The following is a 17230-nucleotide window of genomic DNA, read 5'->3' as shown; positions in this document are numbered from 1 at the left end:
AGGTGAAAGAAACGAGCCAACTGGACAAAATGAATGATTTGCTGAAGCTGGTAGCACCGGGAACGCCGTTTCGCGACGGACTGGAGAACGTGCTGCGGGCGAAGACGGGCGCCCTGATCGTTGTAGGCTACAGCCCGGAGGTAATGGAAGTTGTCGACGGCGGCTTCTCCATTAACTGCGATTTTTCGCCAAACTATTTATACGAGCTCGCTAAGATGGACGGCGCCATCATCTTGAGTGAAGACTTAAAACGAATCTTATATGCGAATACCCAGCTGATCCCGGATTCCTCGATCTCTTCCATCGAGACAGGGATACGGCACAGAACGGCGGAGCGGGTGGCGAAGCAGACGGGCAAGCTGGTGGTGTCCATCTCGCAGCGCCGCAACATTATTACGCTGTACCAAGGCTCGCTGCGGTATGCATTGAAGGAAATCGGCGTCATCTTAACCAAGGCGAATCAGGCCATACAGACGCTGGAGCGATACCGCGTGGTGCTTAACCAATCGCTGACCAACCTCTCGGCATCCGAATTCGAAGAGCTGGTCACCATCCCGGAAGTCGTGAACGTCATACAGCGGGTCGAGATGGTGCTCCGCATCAAGAAGGAGATCAAGCGCTATATCAACGAGCTCGGCAACGAAGGCCGACTGATCAGCATGCAGATGGATGAGCTTGTGAGCAATATGGAGGAGGAGGCTTGGCTGCTGTATGCAGACTATGCCCGGGAGTACAGCGAGGAGAAGATCCGCGAGATCATTCTCGCGCTCAAGCGTTCAACGGATGAGGAGCTGCTGGACATTCACCATATCGTACGGCTTCTTGGATACCCGGCTTCCGCCGCTGCTTCGGAGGAAGAAATACTGCCGCGCGGTTACCGGATTTTGAACAAAATCCCGCGCCTTCCGAATGTGATCATCCGCAACCTGGTGGACCAGTTCCATGACTTATCCAGCATTATGACCGCTTCCATCCATGAGCTGGATGAAGTAGACGGGATCGGCGAGGTTCGGGCACGCACCATCAAAGAAGGCTTGAAACGCTTGCAGGAACAAGTATTCATTGACAGACAAATCTAAAAGCCCTACAATCGATGTTCGAACGTACATGAACGAGGTGAATATAAAAATGACGAAATCAATTCCGAACATGTTTACTTTAGGTAATCTGTTTCTCGGAATGATTGGTATCATCTTGGCGACGGAAGGTCGAACGAGTATGGCTGCCATTATGATTATCATTGCCATGCTCCTTGACGGACTGGATGGTCGGGTAGCTCGGGCCTTGAATGCCCAAAGCGAATTCGGCAAGGAACTTGACTCCTTGTCCGATGTGATTTCATTTGGCGTAGCACCGGCACTTATTATGTATACCGTAGCGTTTACGGATATTAATACCGCATTGGCTTGGACAGTGACCGCCATATTTCCGATGTGCGGCGCACTGCGGCTTGCAAGATTCAATGTTCGTCCGGGCATCCCGGGATATTTTATCGGCCTGCCGATCCCCGCAGCGGGAGGCGTGCTCGCCACCCTGGCGTTGTTCCATGAAGAGATTACAGCACCTTATATGATTTTTGCCGTACTATTGCTTTCTTACCTCATGGTTAGCTCAGTCAAGTACCCGAATTTCAAAAAGATCGGCATTCCGAAAACAGCGATTAAATTTACGCCTTTGGTCATCATTGGCGCCGTGATGGTAGCCGTGTTCTTTCCGGAGCAGACCTCCATGCTGATCTTCGTGCCTTTGGTGTTGTATGCTGGTTACGGCTTGAAGCAGAATTTCCGCAGGCTTAACCGTAAAAACCGTCGCAAAAAAGATGACCGCAATTCCGATGAAGCCTATCAGTCTTCGGACCGGTAAACGGATGCAAGGACATATATCCAAATAAAAAGCATTTATTTCCCTGCCAGGAGCAGCGAGATAAATGCTTTTTTTGTATGCATGGAGCACCTTGCCGTTAAGGACCGTTTCGGTATGTAAGCGGCTTTACGACAGGTTGAAGAGACCCAATGTGGAGCATTTCTGCGACTCCTTGACAACAACCTCATCCAGTTGAATGTCCAGAAGATTCGCAAGGGCAGACATATAAAATAGGTTGCGGCCAAGCTCGGTGCTTACCGCTTCGCGGCAATTCTCGCACAGATGGCCTTCGACGTGCGTGCCTGCCAATTCCCGGGCTGATTCGAGATCAGCGCCGATATCGAAGGTTTGCTTCGTGGCGTGGAGCTCGATGCATCCGCATTCTGTGATGGCCTTGGTGACGGCCCGGTTGACTGAAGCATTGCTTTGACCATTTTTAGACAGAACATCCAAGAGACTGCGGTGACGGAGCAACAATTCGGAAACTTGGTCCTGAAAAGCCTGTAAACTAGGAGCGCTCATTTATACATCCACCTCGATATTATGAATTGAGTTCATTATATTCCACTACTTCAGCCGATTTCAACCAGTTTCAGGCGTGTAAAGGCGGTCAATTCCAGTTTTGAGGTCGATGTCAGTACACGTCAAAGCCTGATGGGTGTAGGTAAAAACAGGCAGGTCATCGCATCCGGAAACTTTATAAGAAAAACTTCAATCGGCACGATTACGACTTTGCAAATTGGACCATACTGGAAATAGAAGCCAAGATTATCAGGTATAAAAAGGAGGTGTGCGGAAGCTCATGTTAAAAAAAGCTATCTTAGCATTTACGGTATTATGCGGAGCATGGGGCGGGTATACGTTATATCATACAATGGAACGGTCTTTCTCAGGGCTCTCGCCTATGTTTGGACAAGGAATATTTGCAGCGGGAAGCGGAGCCTTCGCGGTGCTTGGAGGATTATTGTTTGGCATGATCGGCGTGCTGTCGGCGGACCGGGTAACGAGATGGCTGCACAGCCTGATCTCTTCGTTCTCCCGGATCCCGATGAATGAGCTGGCCGCGGGAACGGCGGGATTGTTAAGCGGTTTGCTGCTGTCTTTATTGCTCTCACCGGGGCTATCCTTGCTCGGACAAGCAGGGCAGCTGCTGCAGGTTGGCATCACCCTGCTCGGCGGCTACATCGGTTTACGCATTGGATTGGAGAAGAAGGATGAACTGGCTTCCCTATGGATGTCGGGGAAGTGGAGCCAAACCGCCGAGCCGGAAGGCCGGCGCGTGGAGGAACATAAAATTCTGGATACAAGCGTTATTATTGATGGCAGGATCGCAGATATTTGCAAAACCGGATTTATTGAAGGAACGATTGTCATTCCCGAATTCGTCCTGGAGGAGCTTCAGCATATTGCGGACTCCTCGGATCTTCTAAAGCGAAATCGCGGCCGGCGCGGGCTTGATATCTTGAACAAAATCCAGAAGGAACTGGATGTAAAGGTGCTTATCTACGAAGGCGACTTTGAGGAGATATCCGAAGTGGACAGCAAGCTGGTGAAACTCGCCAAAGTGCTTCAAGGCAAAGTGGTCACGAATGATTTCAACTTGAACAAGGTTTGCGAGCTGCAGGGCGTGTCGGTGTTGAACATTAACGACCTGGCCAACGCGGTGAAGCCGGTGGTTCTGCCAGGGGAAGAAATTCTGGTGCAGATAATCAAGGACGGCAAAGAGCATGGTCAGGGCGTCGCATATCTGGATGACGGCACGATGATCGTAGTGGAGGGCGGACGCGAGTATATCGGCACAATGATGGAGGTGCTGGTTACCAGCGTGCTGCAAACCTCGGCGGGCCGGATGATCTTCGCGAAACCAAAACTGTTGGAAAAAGCCCAGTAAAGGGGTATGATGGGGATATACATATCCGGTATTCGTCCTTTTGTGGCGTTTGGGTGAGACAGGAGTTTGGTGTGTGATGAGTAACTTCGGCGCCGTCATCGTAGCGGCGGGAAAAGGAACGAGGATGGGCACCCGGGAGAGCAAGCAGTACTTGGTTCTGGACGGTAAGCCCATTATCGTTCATACGCTTGAAGCATTCAGCCGGATACCATGGCTGCAGGAAATTGTGCTTGTAACGGGGATGGATGATGTTTCTCGCTGCCAGTCCTGGGTGCAGGAATACGGTTTGGATAAGGTGTCTGCCGTAATCCCGGGCGGAAGCGAGAGACAACAGTCCGTATATCAAGGCATCAAGCAAATCTCTTCAGAATGGGTAATGATACATGACGGCGTAAGGCCGTTCGTAACGCAAGAGGAAATTGAAGCCTGCCGCGATGCGGCGATCCGCGAAGGCGCCTCGGTACTCGGGGTTCCCGTGAAGGATACGATTAAGCAGGTGAACGGTAAGGGGCTGATTACAGGTACCCCGGACCGTCAAAGTCTGTGGGCCGTCCAGACCCCACAGGCTTTTCGTCTTTCCGACCTGCTGTCCTCGCATGAAGCTGCGGCGAAGGAGGGATTCGTCGGCACCGACGACGCCATGCTGATGGAGCGGGCAGGGCATCCGGTCACCGTGGTGGAGGGGAAATACAGCAACATCAAAATCACCACGCCGGAGGATCTGGAATATGCGGCTTTTTTACAGAAACGTAAGGGAGAGGACATGGAATGATTCGAGTAGGACAAGGGTTTGACGTACATCAGCTCGTAGAAGGAAGGCCGTGCATCATCGGAGGGGTCACGATTCCGCATGACAAAGGTCTGCTCGGGCACTCCGACGCCGACGTGCTGCTGCACGCCGTGACGGACGCGATCCTGGGGGCGCTGGGGCTTGGCGACATCGGACGCCATTTTCCCGATAACGATCCTGCCTTTAAAGACGCCGACAGCCTGAAGCTTTTGGAACAGGTATGGGTCATGGCAAAGGAACGCGGGTATAGACTTGGTAATATCGATTCCACGATTATTGCCCAGAAGCCGAAGATGGCGCCATACATTCCGCAAATGGCGGAAGTGATCGCCAAAGCGCTGGATGCCGAGGTGGATCAGGTGAACGTGAAGGCGACCACCACCGAGCAGCTCGGGTTTACCGGCAGGGGCGAAGGAATCGCCGCGCAGTCGGTTGTCTGCCTTGTAAAAGGTGTGCTATCATCTTGAAGTATGCGTTCAAAAAGGGAGTTTTTGAACTGGGAAACTTTGTAGAATAGGGAAGCGGAGGGGTTACAATGACCGGAGAAGTCCGCGTGCGCTATGCACCGAGTCCAACGGGACATTTACATATCGGCAATGCCAGAACGGCATTATTCAATTATTTATTCGCCCGCAAGAACAACGGGAAATTCATTATCCGCATCGAGGATACGGATGTGAAACGCAACGTGGAAGGCGGCGAGCAGAGCCAGCTGAAGTACTTGAAGTGGCTGGGCATGGATTGGGACGAGAGCGTGGATGTCGGGGGCGAGTACGGACCTTACCGCCAGACCGAGCGTCTTGATATTTATAAACAATATTGGCAGGACCTTCTGGATCGCGGGCTTGCTTACCGCTGCTACTGCACGGAGGAAGAGCTGGAGCAGGAGCGGGAAGAGCAGATGGCTAGGGGCGAAACGCCGCGCTATTCCGGGAAGCATCGCGATTTGACCGAAGAGCAGCGCCAGGCGCTTGAGGCTGAAGGCCGCGTGGCGAGCATCCGCTTCCGCGTGCCGGAAGACCGCGTCTACACGTTCGACGATATGGTGAAGGGCACGATTTCGTTTAACAGCAAAGAGACGGGCGACTTCGTCATCGTCAAAAAAGACGGCATTCCTACCTACAATTTCGCGGTAGCTTTGGATGATCATCTCATGAAGATCAGCCATGTGCTGCGCGGGGAGGATCATATCTCCAATACGCCGCGTCAGCTGATGATCTATGAAGCCTTCGGGTGGGAGCCCCCTCAGTTCGGGCATATGACCCTGATCGTGGGCGAGGATCACAAGAAGCTGAGCAAGCGCAACGAATCGATCATCCAGTTCATCGAGCAGTATGACCAGCTTGGTTATTTGCCTGAAGCGCTGTTCAACTTCATCTCGCTGCTGGGCTGGTCTCCGGAAGGGGAAGAGGAAGTGTTCTCCCAAGAGCAGCTGATCTCGATCTTCGATGAGCATCGCTTGTCCAAGAGCCCGGCGGTATTCGACACGAACAAGCTGGCTCATATGAACAACACGTACATTAAGAACGCGGATCCGGACCGGATCGCCGATTTGGCCATTCCGCATTTGCAGAAAGCCAGCCGTTTGCCGTCCAAGCTTACGGCCGAGCAGGAGGAATGGGCACGCGCGCTCGTGGCGCTCTATCAGGAGCAGATGACGGCGGCTTCGGATATCGTGGATCTGTCGGAAGTGTTCTTCCGAACGCACCTGGAGCTGGATGCCGAGGGGATCGAAGTGATGGGCGGCGAGCAGGTGCCTGCCGTACTGTCCGCATTCCTGGCGAAGATCGAACAGTCCGATGAGTTTAACGCGCAGAAGATCGCCGCCATGATCAAGGAAGTCCAGAAGGAGACCGGGTTTAAGGGCAAACAGCTCTTCATGCCGATCCGCGTAGCCCTGACGGGACAAACCCATGGCCGCGACTTGAACCAGACGATCTGGCTGCTTGGCAGGGACCGCGTGCTTGACCGTTTGCGTTCCCAGATCAAGGGCGCATAACTCGGGCGGCATCCGCAATAAACGTTCCTTGTCAGCCCGTATATCATCAGTTATAATTACACCAAACTAGAAGTGAAATATTCTTAGATCTAGGGTTTTATTAAATGGTGCATTTATACTCATACAGGGAAGTAGCGGAGAGGACGGAATCGTTCTGGAGAAGCGAAGCGTTCGCCTTTGCCTTCCGATTTCAACCTAATTAATATCGTTAAAGAAATCGGAAGGCAACAGCGATCGGAAGCACAAGCCGTCAGCGCAGCGTCTCTAGTGAGCCACGCGGTCATTTATAAAGTCTGGATCAACAACTATAAACGTTTAAAAAGCTACGATCAGGAGAAGTACGCGTAAAACAGGCACGTTCCAGAGAGGACAATCGGCAGAAGACAAGAACCACTTGAATCTGCCGGCTGAGAGTTGTCCCGTCGCCTGCAGCGGAAATGCACCTGTGAGCTGCATGGTTGAAGCGAACGCAATCGTTAGATCATGCCGGTCGTCTGCCGTTAATGACATGAAGAGAATCGGTAGAATCCGTCCCTGACGAAGGGAGGAGTCTTGTGCCGGTTCGAAGCAGAGTGGAACCGCGGTCTAGCGCCTCTGCAGCGATAAGCTGCAGGGGCGTTTTTTATTACAGGAATAACGATGGATAGCAAGTTGCATGCGCGATTGGAAGAGGGGAAAGAGGGAGCGTTCATGTTTAAACAGATGAAATCGGATATTCGGACAGTGTTCGAGAATGACCCGGCCGCCCGGGGACTTTTTGAAGTGGTATTCACCTACTCGGGACTTCACGCCCTGTGGGCGCACCGGGTGGCTCATGCATTATTTAAGCGGCGGTGGTATACGCTGGCACGGATCATATCTCAGATCAGCCGGTTCATGACAGGCATCGAGATTCATCCGGGCGCCCGTATCGGGAGTCGGCTGTTCATCGACCATGGCATGGGGGTTGTCATTGGAGAGACCTGCGAGATCGGAGACGACGTGGTGATCTACCAGGGGGTGACCCTTGGCGGAACCGGTAAGGAAAAAGGCAAGCGGCATCCGACCATCGGCAACAACGTGGTCATCGGATCCGGAGCGAAAGTGCTAGGTTCTTTTACGATTGGGGATAACTGTAACATCGGATCCAACGCGGTCGTATTAAGGCCCGTACCCCCGAACAGCACCGTCGTTGGCAATCCCGGCAAAGTCGTGAAACAGAACGGGGAGCGGGTGCGCGACCGGCTGGATCACACGAACCTGCCCGATCCGATTGTCGATACGCTCCGTTCGATGCAGAAGGAGATCAATCAGCTCCGGGCGGAGCTGGATGAGAGCAAGGGAAGCCGGCATCAAGCGATGGTTTCCGAGGCTGTCGTGTCTTCGGCCAAGGAAGAATAGAAGAACTCCCATAACCTTGGATGCCTTGGACGATGCATAGCCTGACTTCATATAGCGATTTCGATACATCATCTTCAACATGAATCAATGCGTTACGCAGGCTTTGAAGTAAAAGACAATAAGCGATGGAACGAAAGGATTGAGATGATACAATATGGCACTGCAAATCTATAACACGCTAACCCGCATGAAAGAAACGTTTGTTGCCCAGGAACCCGGTAAGGTAAAGATCTACGTATGCGGTCCTACCGTGTACGACTATATCCATATCGGCAATGCCCGCCCGATGATTTTTTTCGACGTGGTTCGAGCGTACTTCGAGAATCAGGGCAACGACGTGAATTACGTGGTGAACTTCACGGACGTGGATGACAAAATGATTCGGAAAGCGGAGCAAACCGGGACGACCGTTCCGGAGGTTGCAGAGAAGTTCATCAGCGCCTATTACGAGGATTTGGACGGTCTCGGCATACCCAGAGCGACATTGAATCCGCGGGTAACGGACAATATGGAGAGCATCATCGAATTCATCCAGGAGCTCATTGATCGCGACTTTGCTTATGAGAACGGCGGAGACGTATTCTACCGGACCCGCAAGTTCGACGACTACGGCAAGCTGTCCCAGCAGAACCTCGATGAGCTCCAGTTCGGGATCCGGATCGAAGTGGATAAGCGGAAGGAAAATCCAGAGGACTTCGTGCTGTGGAAAGCCGCGAAGCCGGGAGAGATCTACTGGAGCAGTCCATGGGGCGACGGCCGCCCGGGCTGGCATATCGAGTGCTCCGCCATGGCTCGCCGCTATCTCGGGGATACCTTGGATATCCACGGCGGCGGCCAGGATCTGCAGTTTCCGCACCATGAATGCGAAGTGGCGCAGTCCGAGGCATTGACGGGCAAACCGCTCGCGAACTATTGGATGCATAATGGATATATCCGCATCAACAACGAGAAAATGTCGAAATCGCTGGGCAACGGCGTATTGGTTAAGGAACTTCGCGAACAGTATACGAAAGAAGCCGTTCGCTATTTCATGTTGTCCACCCACTACCGCAACCCGCTGAATTACAGCGACGAGGTGATGGAACAGGCACAGAACAGCGTGGAACGCCTCGCGAATGCGGCGGCAAACGTCGAACATCGATTGGGCACGGCGATCGGCTCCAAGGACGATCAAGTCAGCCAGGACGTAGCCGACAAAATATCGGCCGTGCTTGTCGAATTTCACGAGAAAATGCAGGACGATTTCAACACGCCGGACGCCATCACCGCGATGTTCCAATGGGCCAGCGAGGCGAATCAGCTGCTGAAGGAAGCATCGATTCCTGCCGCGGATCTGCATGAAGTGCTGCGTGCTTTCAACGAAATGAACGGCGTGCTCCGCATCGTGAACACAGGTACGGATGAATTGCTGGATGAGGAAATCGAAGCGCTGATTGCCGAACGTGTCGAAGCCCGCAAGAATAAAAACTGGGCCCGAGCGGACGAAATCCGCGACAAGCTGGCGGACGAAGGCATCGTGCTGGAGGATACGGCGCAGGGCATGCGCTGGCGGCGTAAATGAGCGGGGATAAGCATCAGGATCCTGCAGTAGGCTGGTTTGATTTTCCGCCGTCGAAGCCGGCCCGTTTAATCCCGCCCATCGTGCTCGCTTATATCGGGGATGCCATTTATGAGGTGGCGGTGAGGCAGTTTCTGATATCACGGGCCAATCTCCGTCCCCATCACTTGCACCGTTCGGCCACGAGCTTCGTTTCGGCGAAGGCGCAGAGCCGGATATTGGCTTTTCTGGATCCGGAGCTGACGGAGGAAGAGCGCGATGTGGTGCGTCAGGGGCGCAATGCCAAATCAGGCAGCATACCGAAGAATGCCGACGTGCTGGAATATCGGCATGCAACGGCATTCGAGACGCTGGTTGGGTATTTATATTATGCGGGAGAGCAGGACCGTCTCCGTGAACTCATCGGAAAGAGCATCGAGTTTATCGAGGGGTCCGTTAAATAAACCGTGTGGCAATATAGGCATCAACATGAAACGATACAGCCGGTTTTTCCCAAGCGAGGGGGACGCCGGCTGATATGCAGGAGGAGACCTACATGATGCAAGAAGAGGAAGTAGTAGCCGGTAAGCATTCCGTCACGGAAGCGCTCAAATCCGGACGCACGATCAATAAAATATGGATTGCCGAAAACGCGCAAAAGCATCTGACCCTGCCGATCATCGCGGAAGCGAAGAAGCTGGGCATCGTCGTTCAGCATGTGGACAAACGGAAGCTGGATCAGATGGTTCCCGGAGTCCAGCATCAAGGCGTGGTTGCCCAGGCGGCACCCTACGCTTATGTGGAAGTGGACGATTTGCTGAAGGCCGCGGAGGAAAAAGGCGAGCCGCCTTTCCTGCTGCTTCTGGACGAGATCGAGGATCCGCACAATCTGGGATCGATTCTCCGAACGGCCGACTGCACGGGCGCTCACGGCGTCATATTGCCTAAGCGCAGATCCGCGCAGATAACGGCAACGGTATCCAAAACATCGGCCGGCGCGGTGGAGTATGTTCCTGTAGCCAGAGTGACCAATCTGGGCCAAACCATCGATCAGCTGAAGGAAATGGGCGTGTGGGTTGTCGGAACCGTGGTCGATGCCGTTCAGGAATTGTATGATACCGAGGTTTTCGACGGGCCGGTCGCCATCGTTATCGGCAATGAGAATAAAGGGATGGGGCGTCTGATCCGCGAGAAATGCGATGTGCTTGTGAAACTGCCGATGGCCGGAAAAATCAATTCGCTTAACGCCTCGGTTGCCGCAGGCGTCGTCATGTACGAAGTGCTTCGCCGTCGCCGCCTGCAAGGTTAGCGATGATGGCCGATTGGCGGGATGTGCTGCTGGTCGACGGTTATAACATGATCGGCGGCTGGCCGCATCTTGCGAAGCTTGCCAATAGCAGCATGCACGAAGCGCGGGACTTGCTGCTTGAGAAATTAGCGGATTACCAAGCGTATTCTGGGCTCAGAGTCGTGGTGATTTTTGACGCGTACCGGGTCCCGGGCTTGGGGAAATCCTACACGCAAGGCAAGGTGCAGGTGTTTTTTACGAAAGAGAAGGAAACTGCCGATGAGTGTATTGAGCGGCTTGTCGGCGAGTTTAGCCATCGACGGCGTAAAATTTATGTGGCAACCAGCGATTTAATCGAGCAGCACGTCATTTTTGCTAGAGGAGCACTCCGGCTGTCCGCCCGGGAATTGCTGAGCGAGGTCGAGCAGAGCGAGCGCGAAGTGAAGCAGAAGATTACGAAAGAGCATACCAAGAGCAGAAATACGCTTGACGGGAAGCTGCCGCCGGATGTGAGACAGGCGTTCGAGCGCTGGCGAAGGGAGTAACACAGTTTTACACCATGAGGGACGAAAGGTCGGCTCATTTGGAAAATGAAACAATATATGAATCTACGAAATAGTTTACATTAAATGTTATTATCGGTCTATTTTAGGTAGAACGTGGTTGACGGTCTAGTAGACATCATATATACTTGTCATATATTTCAAGCGAGTGACGGGCTACCGTGCGTTCCGGGCCGGAGGGATTCTATTGAGTGTGGACCTCAAGGAAGTCATGTTGTCAGGGTATGATGTGATAAGCGATGAAGACATTGTCGAGGCGGTCCGCGAGGGTGACAGCGGGGCGCTGGAGTATTTGATCAATAAGTACCGGAATTTTGTACGTGCTAAAGCCCGTTCCTATTTTCTGATTGGGGCCGACCGGGAGGATATCGTCCAGGAAGGCATGATCGGGCTGTACAAGGCAATTCGTGATTTTAAAGGGGATAAGCTGTCCTCGTTCAAGGCCTTTGCCGAGCTCTGCATTACCAGGCAGATCATTACGGCGATCAAGACCGCTACGAGACAGAAGCATATTCCGCTCAATTCGTATGTCTCTTTGGACAAGCCGATTTATGACGAGGACTCGGACCGTACGCTGCTGGATGTCATTTGTGGTACAGCGGTAAGCGATCCGGAGGAACTGATCATCAATCAAGAGGAGTTTGTCGGCCTGGAAGACAAGATGTCAGAGATCTTAAGCGATCTGGAACGGAAAGTCTTGATGCTTTATTTGGACGGTCGTTCCTATCAAGAAATCGCGGTAGATTTGAGGCGTCACGTGAAATCGATTGACAATGCCCTCCAGCGGGTAAAGCGAAAGCTTGAGCGTTATCTGGAGGTCAGGGATAATTAAAGCAAATGTCGGACAAGAAGCAGAAGGCTCAATCTGAGCCTTTTTTTAATTGCAGCATCGTATTTCGGGATGGCCGGTGAAGGATCTTTGCATGCTTTACCGCCATGATCTTTGACGGCAGACGTGATAGGACGCAATTCAGAGATGTCCATTTTCGCATTATGTGTAATATTTGGTGTTTCATCTGTTGGAAGATTGAACATACTGGATATAGGCTAAATGCTATGCAAGATGGACAAAGACTGTGAAACGCCACAGTTTTTTACAGCGGAAGGTGTACAATAAGCCGGGGACTTATTCCCTGGTTTAGCTGGCAATGGCATTTATTGCAGCCCGCAATCAGAGAGAAAAAGGCTTGAAATGGCGCTATCCTTGTGATAAAGTGTTTTAGGTAGGCCTAAATTCGCGTGTTTTATGAATGGATCGTTGTTACAGCTTTTGGAACAACGGTTTTATTCATCTCGCAGAAATAACCGGTTTTCGATGAGAATAAGGTTGTTTCTACTAGGATCAATATCGATTCTTCTGACAAAGAAGGACGTCTTCGGGAGGTGCACATCATGCGGGTAATTATCACTTTGGCTTGTACAAGCTGCAAACAAAGAAACTACACAACCACCAAAAACAAGCGAAATCACCCCGACCGCATGGAGATGAAGAAATTTTGCAAGTTCTGTAACGAGCAAACTCCTCATCGCGAAACCAGATAGTTTTCTTTTGGAGGTGTAGTCGGCGTGAAACGTGGTTTCAAGTCTCTGTTTTCCTTTTTCTCTGAAAGCTGGGCGGAACTTAAAAAAGTTCGCTGGCCCAATCGTAAAGAACTGACGAACTATACTCTCATTGTTCTAGGCACCATTGTGTTTGTCACGATTTATTTTTGGGTTGTAGACATCGGTATTTCCGCTGTGATCGAAGCGATAATTTAGAAGGGTCCCAGGTGGCTTGATATGGAAAAAAGATGGTACGTAGTTCATACCTATTCTGGGTATGAGAATAAAGTCAAAGCCAATTTGGAAAAACGTGTCGAGTCCATGGGCATGGAGGACAAAATATTCCGCGTTCTTGTTCCGATGGAAGAAGAAATCGTAAACAAAGACGGCAAGAAAAAAACCGTCATGCGTAAAGTTTACCCGGGATATGTCTTGGTCGAAATGATTCAGACCGATGATTCTTGGTATGTTGTCCGCAATACGCCAGGAGTGACCGGTTTTGTTGGTTCGACAGGGTCCGGTTCTAAACCGACGCCTTTGCTTCCGGAAGAAGTGGAACAGATTCTGAAGCATATGGGCATGGAAGAGCCGAAACCGAAGATCGAATTCGACATCAAGGAATCCGTTCGTATCAAGGTTGGTCCTTTTGCGAATTTTGTGGGCTCCGTGGAAGAGATTTTGGCTGAAAAGAGCAAGTTGAAAGTTCACGTCAACATGTTTGGACGGGAAACCCCGCTGGAGTTGGATTATACTCAAGTGGAGAAGATCTGATTCTTCAGGTTTCTTGTGGGAGGGCGTAAATACGCGTCCGTCTACCACTATTGATGCAAGGAGGTGTCAACCATGGCTAAAAAAGTTATCAAGATTGTGAAACTGCAAATTCCTGCAGGTAAAGCGAACCCGGCTCCTCCAGTAGGTCCTGCATTGGGTCAAGCGGGTGTCAACATCATGGCATTCTGTAAAGAATTCAACGCACGTACTGCTGATCAAGCTGGTCTGATCATTCCGGTTGAAATTTCGGTGTTTGAAGATCGTTCCTTTACGTTCATCACGAAAACTCCACCGGCTGCTGTTCTGCTTCGCGTGGCTGCTAAGATCGAAAAAGGATCCGGCGAGCCTAACAAGAAGAAAGTGGCTACCGTTAAGCGTGACGCTGTTCGTCAAATCGCTGAGCAAAAAATGCCTGACCTGAACGCTGCATCCGTTGAAGCTGCAATGAAGATGGTAGAAGGTACTGCCCGTAGTATGGGTATCACAATCGAAGACTAATCGTCTTTCGGTTGAAACCGGACGAGGTCCGGATTATGTGGGAGGAATTTCCGCTAACACCACAAAGGAGGAAAACAAACATGGCTAAACACGGCAAGAAATACGTTGAAGCTGCCAAGCTGATTGACAGCGAAGCAACTTATGAGCCTTTGGAAGCTGTAGAGCTTGTGAAGAAGGCTGCAACTGCCAAATTCGACGAAACTGTTGAAGCGGCTGTACGTTTGGGCGTAGACCCGCGTAAACAAGACCAGGCTGTTCGTGGTGTTGTTGTCTTGCCTCACGGCACAGGTAAAACACAACGCGTTCTGGTATTTGCAAAAGGTGAAAAAGCGAAAGAGGCTGAAGCGGCTGGCGCTGATTTTGTTGGCGATCAGGACATGATCAACAAAATCCAACAAGGCTGGTTCGAGTTCGATGTCTGCGTAGCTACACCTGATATGATGAGTGAAGTCGGTAAACTTGGCCGTCTGCTCGGTGGTAAAGGCCTGATGCCTAACCCTAAAGCTGGTACGGTTACATTCGATGTTGCCAAGGCTGTTCAAGAAATCAAAGCCGGTAAAATCGAGTACCGTCTGGACAAAGCAGGTCAAATTCACGCGCCAATCGGTAAAGTGTCTTTCGATGCAGCTCAATTGAATGAGAACCTCAAAGCTCTCATCGATGCATTGAATCGTGCGAAGCCAGCTGCTGCTAAAGGTGTATACCTGAAAGGCATCGCTGTTTCCTCGACGATGGGACCAAGCGCTCGCGTGAACACAACCGTTTACAGATAATATTACCATTGACTTTAGTCGATGAGGTTTGATATTATGTAACAGTTGTGAGTCTTCGAGACTGACCCTTAAAGTTGAATATGCTTACCGTAGACAGTAGGTGCCCTAAGCAGGCTTAATTTCCTACCGAGGTGTTATGATAGAACGTCAACAATTTGTCCGGTTGTACCGGCCAAATGATGATTCATCAGGCCTTCGTGATTCTACGGAGGCTTTTTTAGTGCCCGTAGGAAGAGCGGAGAGCTTGGTGCTCTTACGCTACTAATACAACCAGGAGGTGTAATCATTGGCAAACGCAAAAGTGATTCAAGCGAAACAAGAAGCGGTTGATGTCGTTGCTGCTAAGCTGCGCGAGAGCGTATCTACAGTAGTTGCTGACTATCGCGGACTGAACGTTGCGCAAGTAACTGAACTTCGTAAGCAGCTTCGTGAAGCTGGCGTCGAGTTCCAAGTACTGAAAAACACGCTGCTTCGCCGTGCAACTGCGGCAGCAGAGCTGACTGATCTGGACGAAGTCCTGACTGGTCCTACAGCTGTTGCTTTTGGTACCAATGACGCTGTCGCTCCAGCAAAAATCCTCAACGATTTTGCTAAGAAAAACGACGCGTTGAAATTGAAAGGCGGCGTAGTTGAAGGCCGTGTAATCGGAGAGAGCGAAATCAAAGCTCTGGCAGAACTTCCGTCCCGCGAAGGTCTTCTTTCCATGCTCCTCAGCGTGCTTCAAGCTCCAGTGCGCAACTTCGCGCTTGCAGTTAAAGCCGTTGCTGAGAAGGAAGAACAAGGCGCATAAGCCTTGTCTTGCTGAAGCTGTGTAACAACAACTATCAAATCTTAATAATAAATGGAGGTTCAACTTAAATGAGCAAAGAGCAAATCTTGGAAGCAATTAAAGGTATGTCTGTTCTGGAACTGAACGATCTCGTAAAAGCAATCGAAGAAGAATTTGGTGTAACTGCTGCAGCTCCAGTAGCTGTTGTAGGTGGCGCTGGTGCAGCTGCTGAAGCAGAGCAATCCGAATTCGACGTAATCCTGACTAGCGCAGGGGCGTCCAAAATCAACGTAATTAAAGTGGTTCGCGAAATCACAGGTCTTGGCTTGAAAGAAGCAAAAGAACTGGTTGACAACGCTCCAAAACCATTGAAAGAAAAAGTAGCTAAAGAAGAAGCTGAAGCTGTTAAAGCTAAATTGGAAGAAGCAGGCGCATCCGTAGAAGTGAAGTAATTACTTCTCTAGATGAATGTCAGCAAGAAGCAAACCCCTTGAATATTTGTTCAAGGGGTTTGTTATTGTGGCGGGGAGTTCAACGCGTACTGATTCTCCGCAGGAAAGGTTATACTGGAATAATGGAGCGCTTAAGGCCGATATGCCTTAGACGGGCAGAATTTGATTCAAGACGGAGGAAATGATGCCGAATCAACATTATTACTCAAACCAGCCGGAGATTGCTCATGATCGTAAGGAGCTAAAGACGGAACTTCGGGGGCAGTCATTTAGTTTGGTCAGCGACGCTGGCGTATTCTCCAAGGGCGGCGTGGATTATGGCAGCAAGGTGTTGATAGACGCCATGGACTTCGGGCAGGATGCCCAAGTGCTGGATGTAGGGTGCGGGTACGGCCCGATCGGTCTAACGGCGGCAAGAATGGCCACACAAGGCCATGTGACGATGATCGACATCAATAGCCGGGCTGTCGAATTGGCCAAAGAGAATGCGAAGCGCAACGGTATAATCAACGTTACGATCTTAGAAAGCGACTTGTTTGAGGCGGTGAAGGATCAGCAATTTGATGTGGTTCTGACCAATCCGCCGATTCGTGCGGGAAAAGAAACGGTGCATGCCATATTCGAGGAATCGTGGAAACATCTGCGCGAGAATGGACAGTTGTGGGTTGTGATTCAGAAGAAGCAGGGTGCGCCTTCGGCCAAAGCGAAGCTGGAGAGTTTATTTGAACGGGTTGAGGAAGTAACGAAGGATAAAGGGTACCGAATATTCAAAGCGACGAAATCTTCTTAAAATAGTTCGACTAGGCTGTTGACTTGGGTATGCTGGTATGGTATTATTATAAAATGTCAGTATTAGGATGGTCTCTTTGTCTTTAGTTGGCTGAAATGTCAAGACTTATTATGCGGAAATACGCATAAAGTCGGTCATATTGACGTATAATATGTACATTTTGGGCAAATCTACAGGATATGAGATGATTATCATAACCATGGATAAGCTGCTCTTTTTTCGAAAAGGTATTCGATAAGGGCTTTTCTCTATTTATGGGAGTGTCCTCTGTATGTTCCATTATAGTGTTACAAACAGAGGTTCGCAATGAAATTTTTAAAGTGA

The 17230-nt window shown here is 50.8% G+C and carries 21 protein-coding genes and 1 other annotated feature; of the genes, 20 read left to right on the top strand and 1 reads right to left on the bottom strand.

Translation table 11 applies throughout. The annotated features are described in order from the left end of the window. Positions 1 to 2: 2 nt before the first annotated feature. Positions 3 to 1079, top strand: a complete 1077-nt coding sequence (gene disA, locus P0X86_RS29825) for a DNA integrity scanning diadenylate cyclase DisA (RefSeq protein WP_009594677.1) — start codon at positions 3 to 5, stop codon at positions 1077 to 1079. Between the two features lie 49 nt (positions 1080 to 1128). Further along, positions 1129 to 1863 carry a CDP-diacylglycerol--serine O-phosphatidyltransferase gene (pssA, locus tag P0X86_RS29820; protein ID WP_228468840.1) on the top strand — a complete coding sequence of 245 codons (735 nt, stop codon included), beginning with the start codon at positions 1129 to 1131 and terminating at the stop codon, positions 1861 to 1863. 126 nt (positions 1864 to 1989) lie between these two features. On the opposite strand, the gene P0X86_RS29815 is transcribed toward pssA, so the two are convergent. Further along, complete coding sequence (locus tag P0X86_RS29815) at positions 1990 to 2385, bottom strand: nucleoside triphosphate pyrophosphohydrolase family protein (RefSeq protein ID WP_009594665.1); 396 nt, start codon at positions 2383 to 2385, stop codon at positions 1990 to 1992. Between the two features lie 280 nt (positions 2386 to 2665). On the opposite strand from P0X86_RS29815, the gene P0X86_RS29810 reads away from it, so the two are divergent. The 18 genes from P0X86_RS29810 to P0X86_RS29725 all read left to right on the top strand — a co-directional run bounded on the left by P0X86_RS29810 (position 2666) and on the right by P0X86_RS29725 (position 16906). Continuing rightward, entirely contained in the window at positions 2666 to 3754 is a 1089-nt protein-coding gene (locus P0X86_RS29810) for a PIN/TRAM domain-containing protein (protein ID WP_015737636.1), read from the top strand. 76 nt (positions 3755 to 3830) lie between these two features. Continuing rightward, the gene (gene ispD / locus P0X86_RS29805) at positions 3831 to 4526 is read left to right on the top strand and encodes a 2-C-methyl-D-erythritol 4-phosphate cytidylyltransferase (protein ID WP_277747142.1); all 696 of its coding nucleotides are present in this window, start codon (positions 3831 to 3833) and stop codon (positions 4524 to 4526) included. Then, a complete protein-coding gene (gene ispF, locus P0X86_RS29800; protein WP_009591976.1) occupies positions 4523 to 5011 on the top strand; it encodes a 2-C-methyl-D-erythritol 2,4-cyclodiphosphate synthase in 489 nt (162 codons plus the stop codon). The genes ispD and ispF overlap by 4 nt, the downstream gene beginning before the upstream one ends. A 68-nt stretch (positions 5012 to 5079) precedes the next feature. Further along, entirely contained in the window at positions 5080 to 6543 is a 1464-nt protein-coding gene (gltX, locus tag P0X86_RS29795) for a glutamate--tRNA ligase (RefSeq protein ID WP_192570476.1), read from the top strand. Between the two features lie 690 nt (positions 6544 to 7233). After that, complete coding sequence (cysE, locus tag P0X86_RS29790; RefSeq protein WP_277747141.1) at positions 7234 to 7923, top strand: serine O-acetyltransferase; 690 nt, start codon at positions 7234 to 7236, stop codon at positions 7921 to 7923. 154 nt (positions 7924 to 8077) lie between these two features. Continuing rightward, positions 8078 to 9484, top strand: a complete 1407-nt coding sequence (gene cysS, locus P0X86_RS29785; protein ID WP_277747140.1) for a cysteine--tRNA ligase — start codon at positions 8078 to 8080, stop codon at positions 9482 to 9484. Next, positions 9481 to 9924: a Mini-ribonuclease 3 gene (locus tag P0X86_RS29780; protein WP_009591968.1), complete on the top strand. Its 444-nt coding sequence runs from the start codon at positions 9481 to 9483 to the stop codon at positions 9922 to 9924. Before cysS ends, P0X86_RS29780 begins: the two co-directional genes overlap by 4 nt. Before the next feature lie 92 nt (positions 9925 to 10016). Continuing rightward, on the top strand, positions 10017 to 10769 hold the full coding sequence (gene rlmB / locus P0X86_RS29775) for a 23S rRNA (guanosine(2251)-2'-O)-methyltransferase RlmB (RefSeq protein WP_096777192.1): 753 nt from the start codon (positions 10017 to 10019) through the stop codon (positions 10767 to 10769). Positions 10770 to 10774: 5 nt separating this feature from the next. Continuing rightward, entirely contained in the window at positions 10775 to 11293 is a 519-nt protein-coding gene (locus P0X86_RS29770) for an NYN domain-containing protein (RefSeq protein WP_036662755.1), read from the top strand. A 205-nt stretch (positions 11294 to 11498) separates the two neighbouring features. Beyond that, positions 11499 to 12143 (top strand): RNA polymerase sporulation sigma factor SigH, encoded by a 645-nt coding sequence (gene sigH, locus P0X86_RS29765; RefSeq protein WP_006212942.1) that lies wholly within the window; start codon positions 11499 to 11501, stop codon positions 12141 to 12143. A gap of 560 nt (positions 12144 to 12703) precedes the next feature. Continuing rightward, positions 12704 to 12853: a 50S ribosomal protein L33 gene (rpmG, locus tag P0X86_RS29760; RefSeq protein WP_006212941.1), complete on the top strand. Its 150-nt coding sequence runs from the start codon at positions 12704 to 12706 to the stop codon at positions 12851 to 12853. A gap of 24 nt (positions 12854 to 12877) precedes the next feature. Further along, positions 12878 to 13069: a preprotein translocase subunit SecE gene (gene secE, locus P0X86_RS29755; RefSeq protein ID WP_006212940.1), complete on the top strand. Its 192-nt coding sequence runs from the start codon at positions 12878 to 12880 to the stop codon at positions 13067 to 13069. A gap of 21 nt (positions 13070 to 13090) precedes the next feature. After that, a complete protein-coding gene (gene nusG, locus P0X86_RS29750) occupies positions 13091 to 13624 on the top strand; it encodes a transcription termination/antitermination protein NusG (protein WP_006212939.1) in 534 nt (177 codons plus the stop codon). A gap of 72 nt (positions 13625 to 13696) precedes the next feature. Further along, positions 13697 to 14122, top strand: a complete 426-nt coding sequence (gene rplK, locus P0X86_RS29745) for a 50S ribosomal protein L11 (protein ID WP_006212938.1) — start codon at positions 13697 to 13699, stop codon at positions 14120 to 14122. Between the two features lie 80 nt (positions 14123 to 14202). Beyond that, positions 14203 to 14895 (top strand): 50S ribosomal protein L1, encoded by a 693-nt coding sequence (gene rplA / locus P0X86_RS29740; RefSeq protein ID WP_009591966.1) that lies wholly within the window; start codon positions 14203 to 14205, stop codon positions 14893 to 14895. Positions 14896 to 14964: 69 nt separating this feature from the next. Next, positions 14965 to 15123: a sequence feature (ribosomal protein L10 leader region), on the top strand. Positions 15124 to 15181: 58 nt separating this feature from the next. Next, positions 15182 to 15685 (top strand): 50S ribosomal protein L10, encoded by a 504-nt coding sequence (rplJ, locus tag P0X86_RS29735; RefSeq protein ID WP_009591975.1) that lies wholly within the window; start codon positions 15182 to 15184, stop codon positions 15683 to 15685. Positions 15686 to 15753: 68 nt separating this feature from the next. Then, a complete protein-coding gene (gene rplL, locus P0X86_RS29730) occupies positions 15754 to 16116 on the top strand; it encodes a 50S ribosomal protein L7/L12 (RefSeq protein WP_009591984.1) in 363 nt (120 codons plus the stop codon). Positions 16117 to 16300: 184 nt separating this feature from the next. Beyond that, the gene (locus tag P0X86_RS29725) at positions 16301 to 16906 is read left to right on the top strand and encodes a class I SAM-dependent methyltransferase (RefSeq protein ID WP_192572746.1); all 606 of its coding nucleotides are present in this window, start codon (positions 16301 to 16303) and stop codon (positions 16904 to 16906) included. The last annotated feature ends 324 nt before the right edge of the window (positions 16907 to 17230 follow it).

This window comes from Paenibacillus sp. BR1-192, from assembly GCF_029542445.1.
Classification (GTDB): Bacteria; Bacillota; Bacilli; order Paenibacillales; family Paenibacillaceae; genus Paenibacillus_AQ; species Paenibacillus_AQ lautus_A.
The sequence above is the reverse complement of the archived record's forward strand: the minus strand, read 5'-3'. Positions and strand labels throughout refer to the sequence as shown.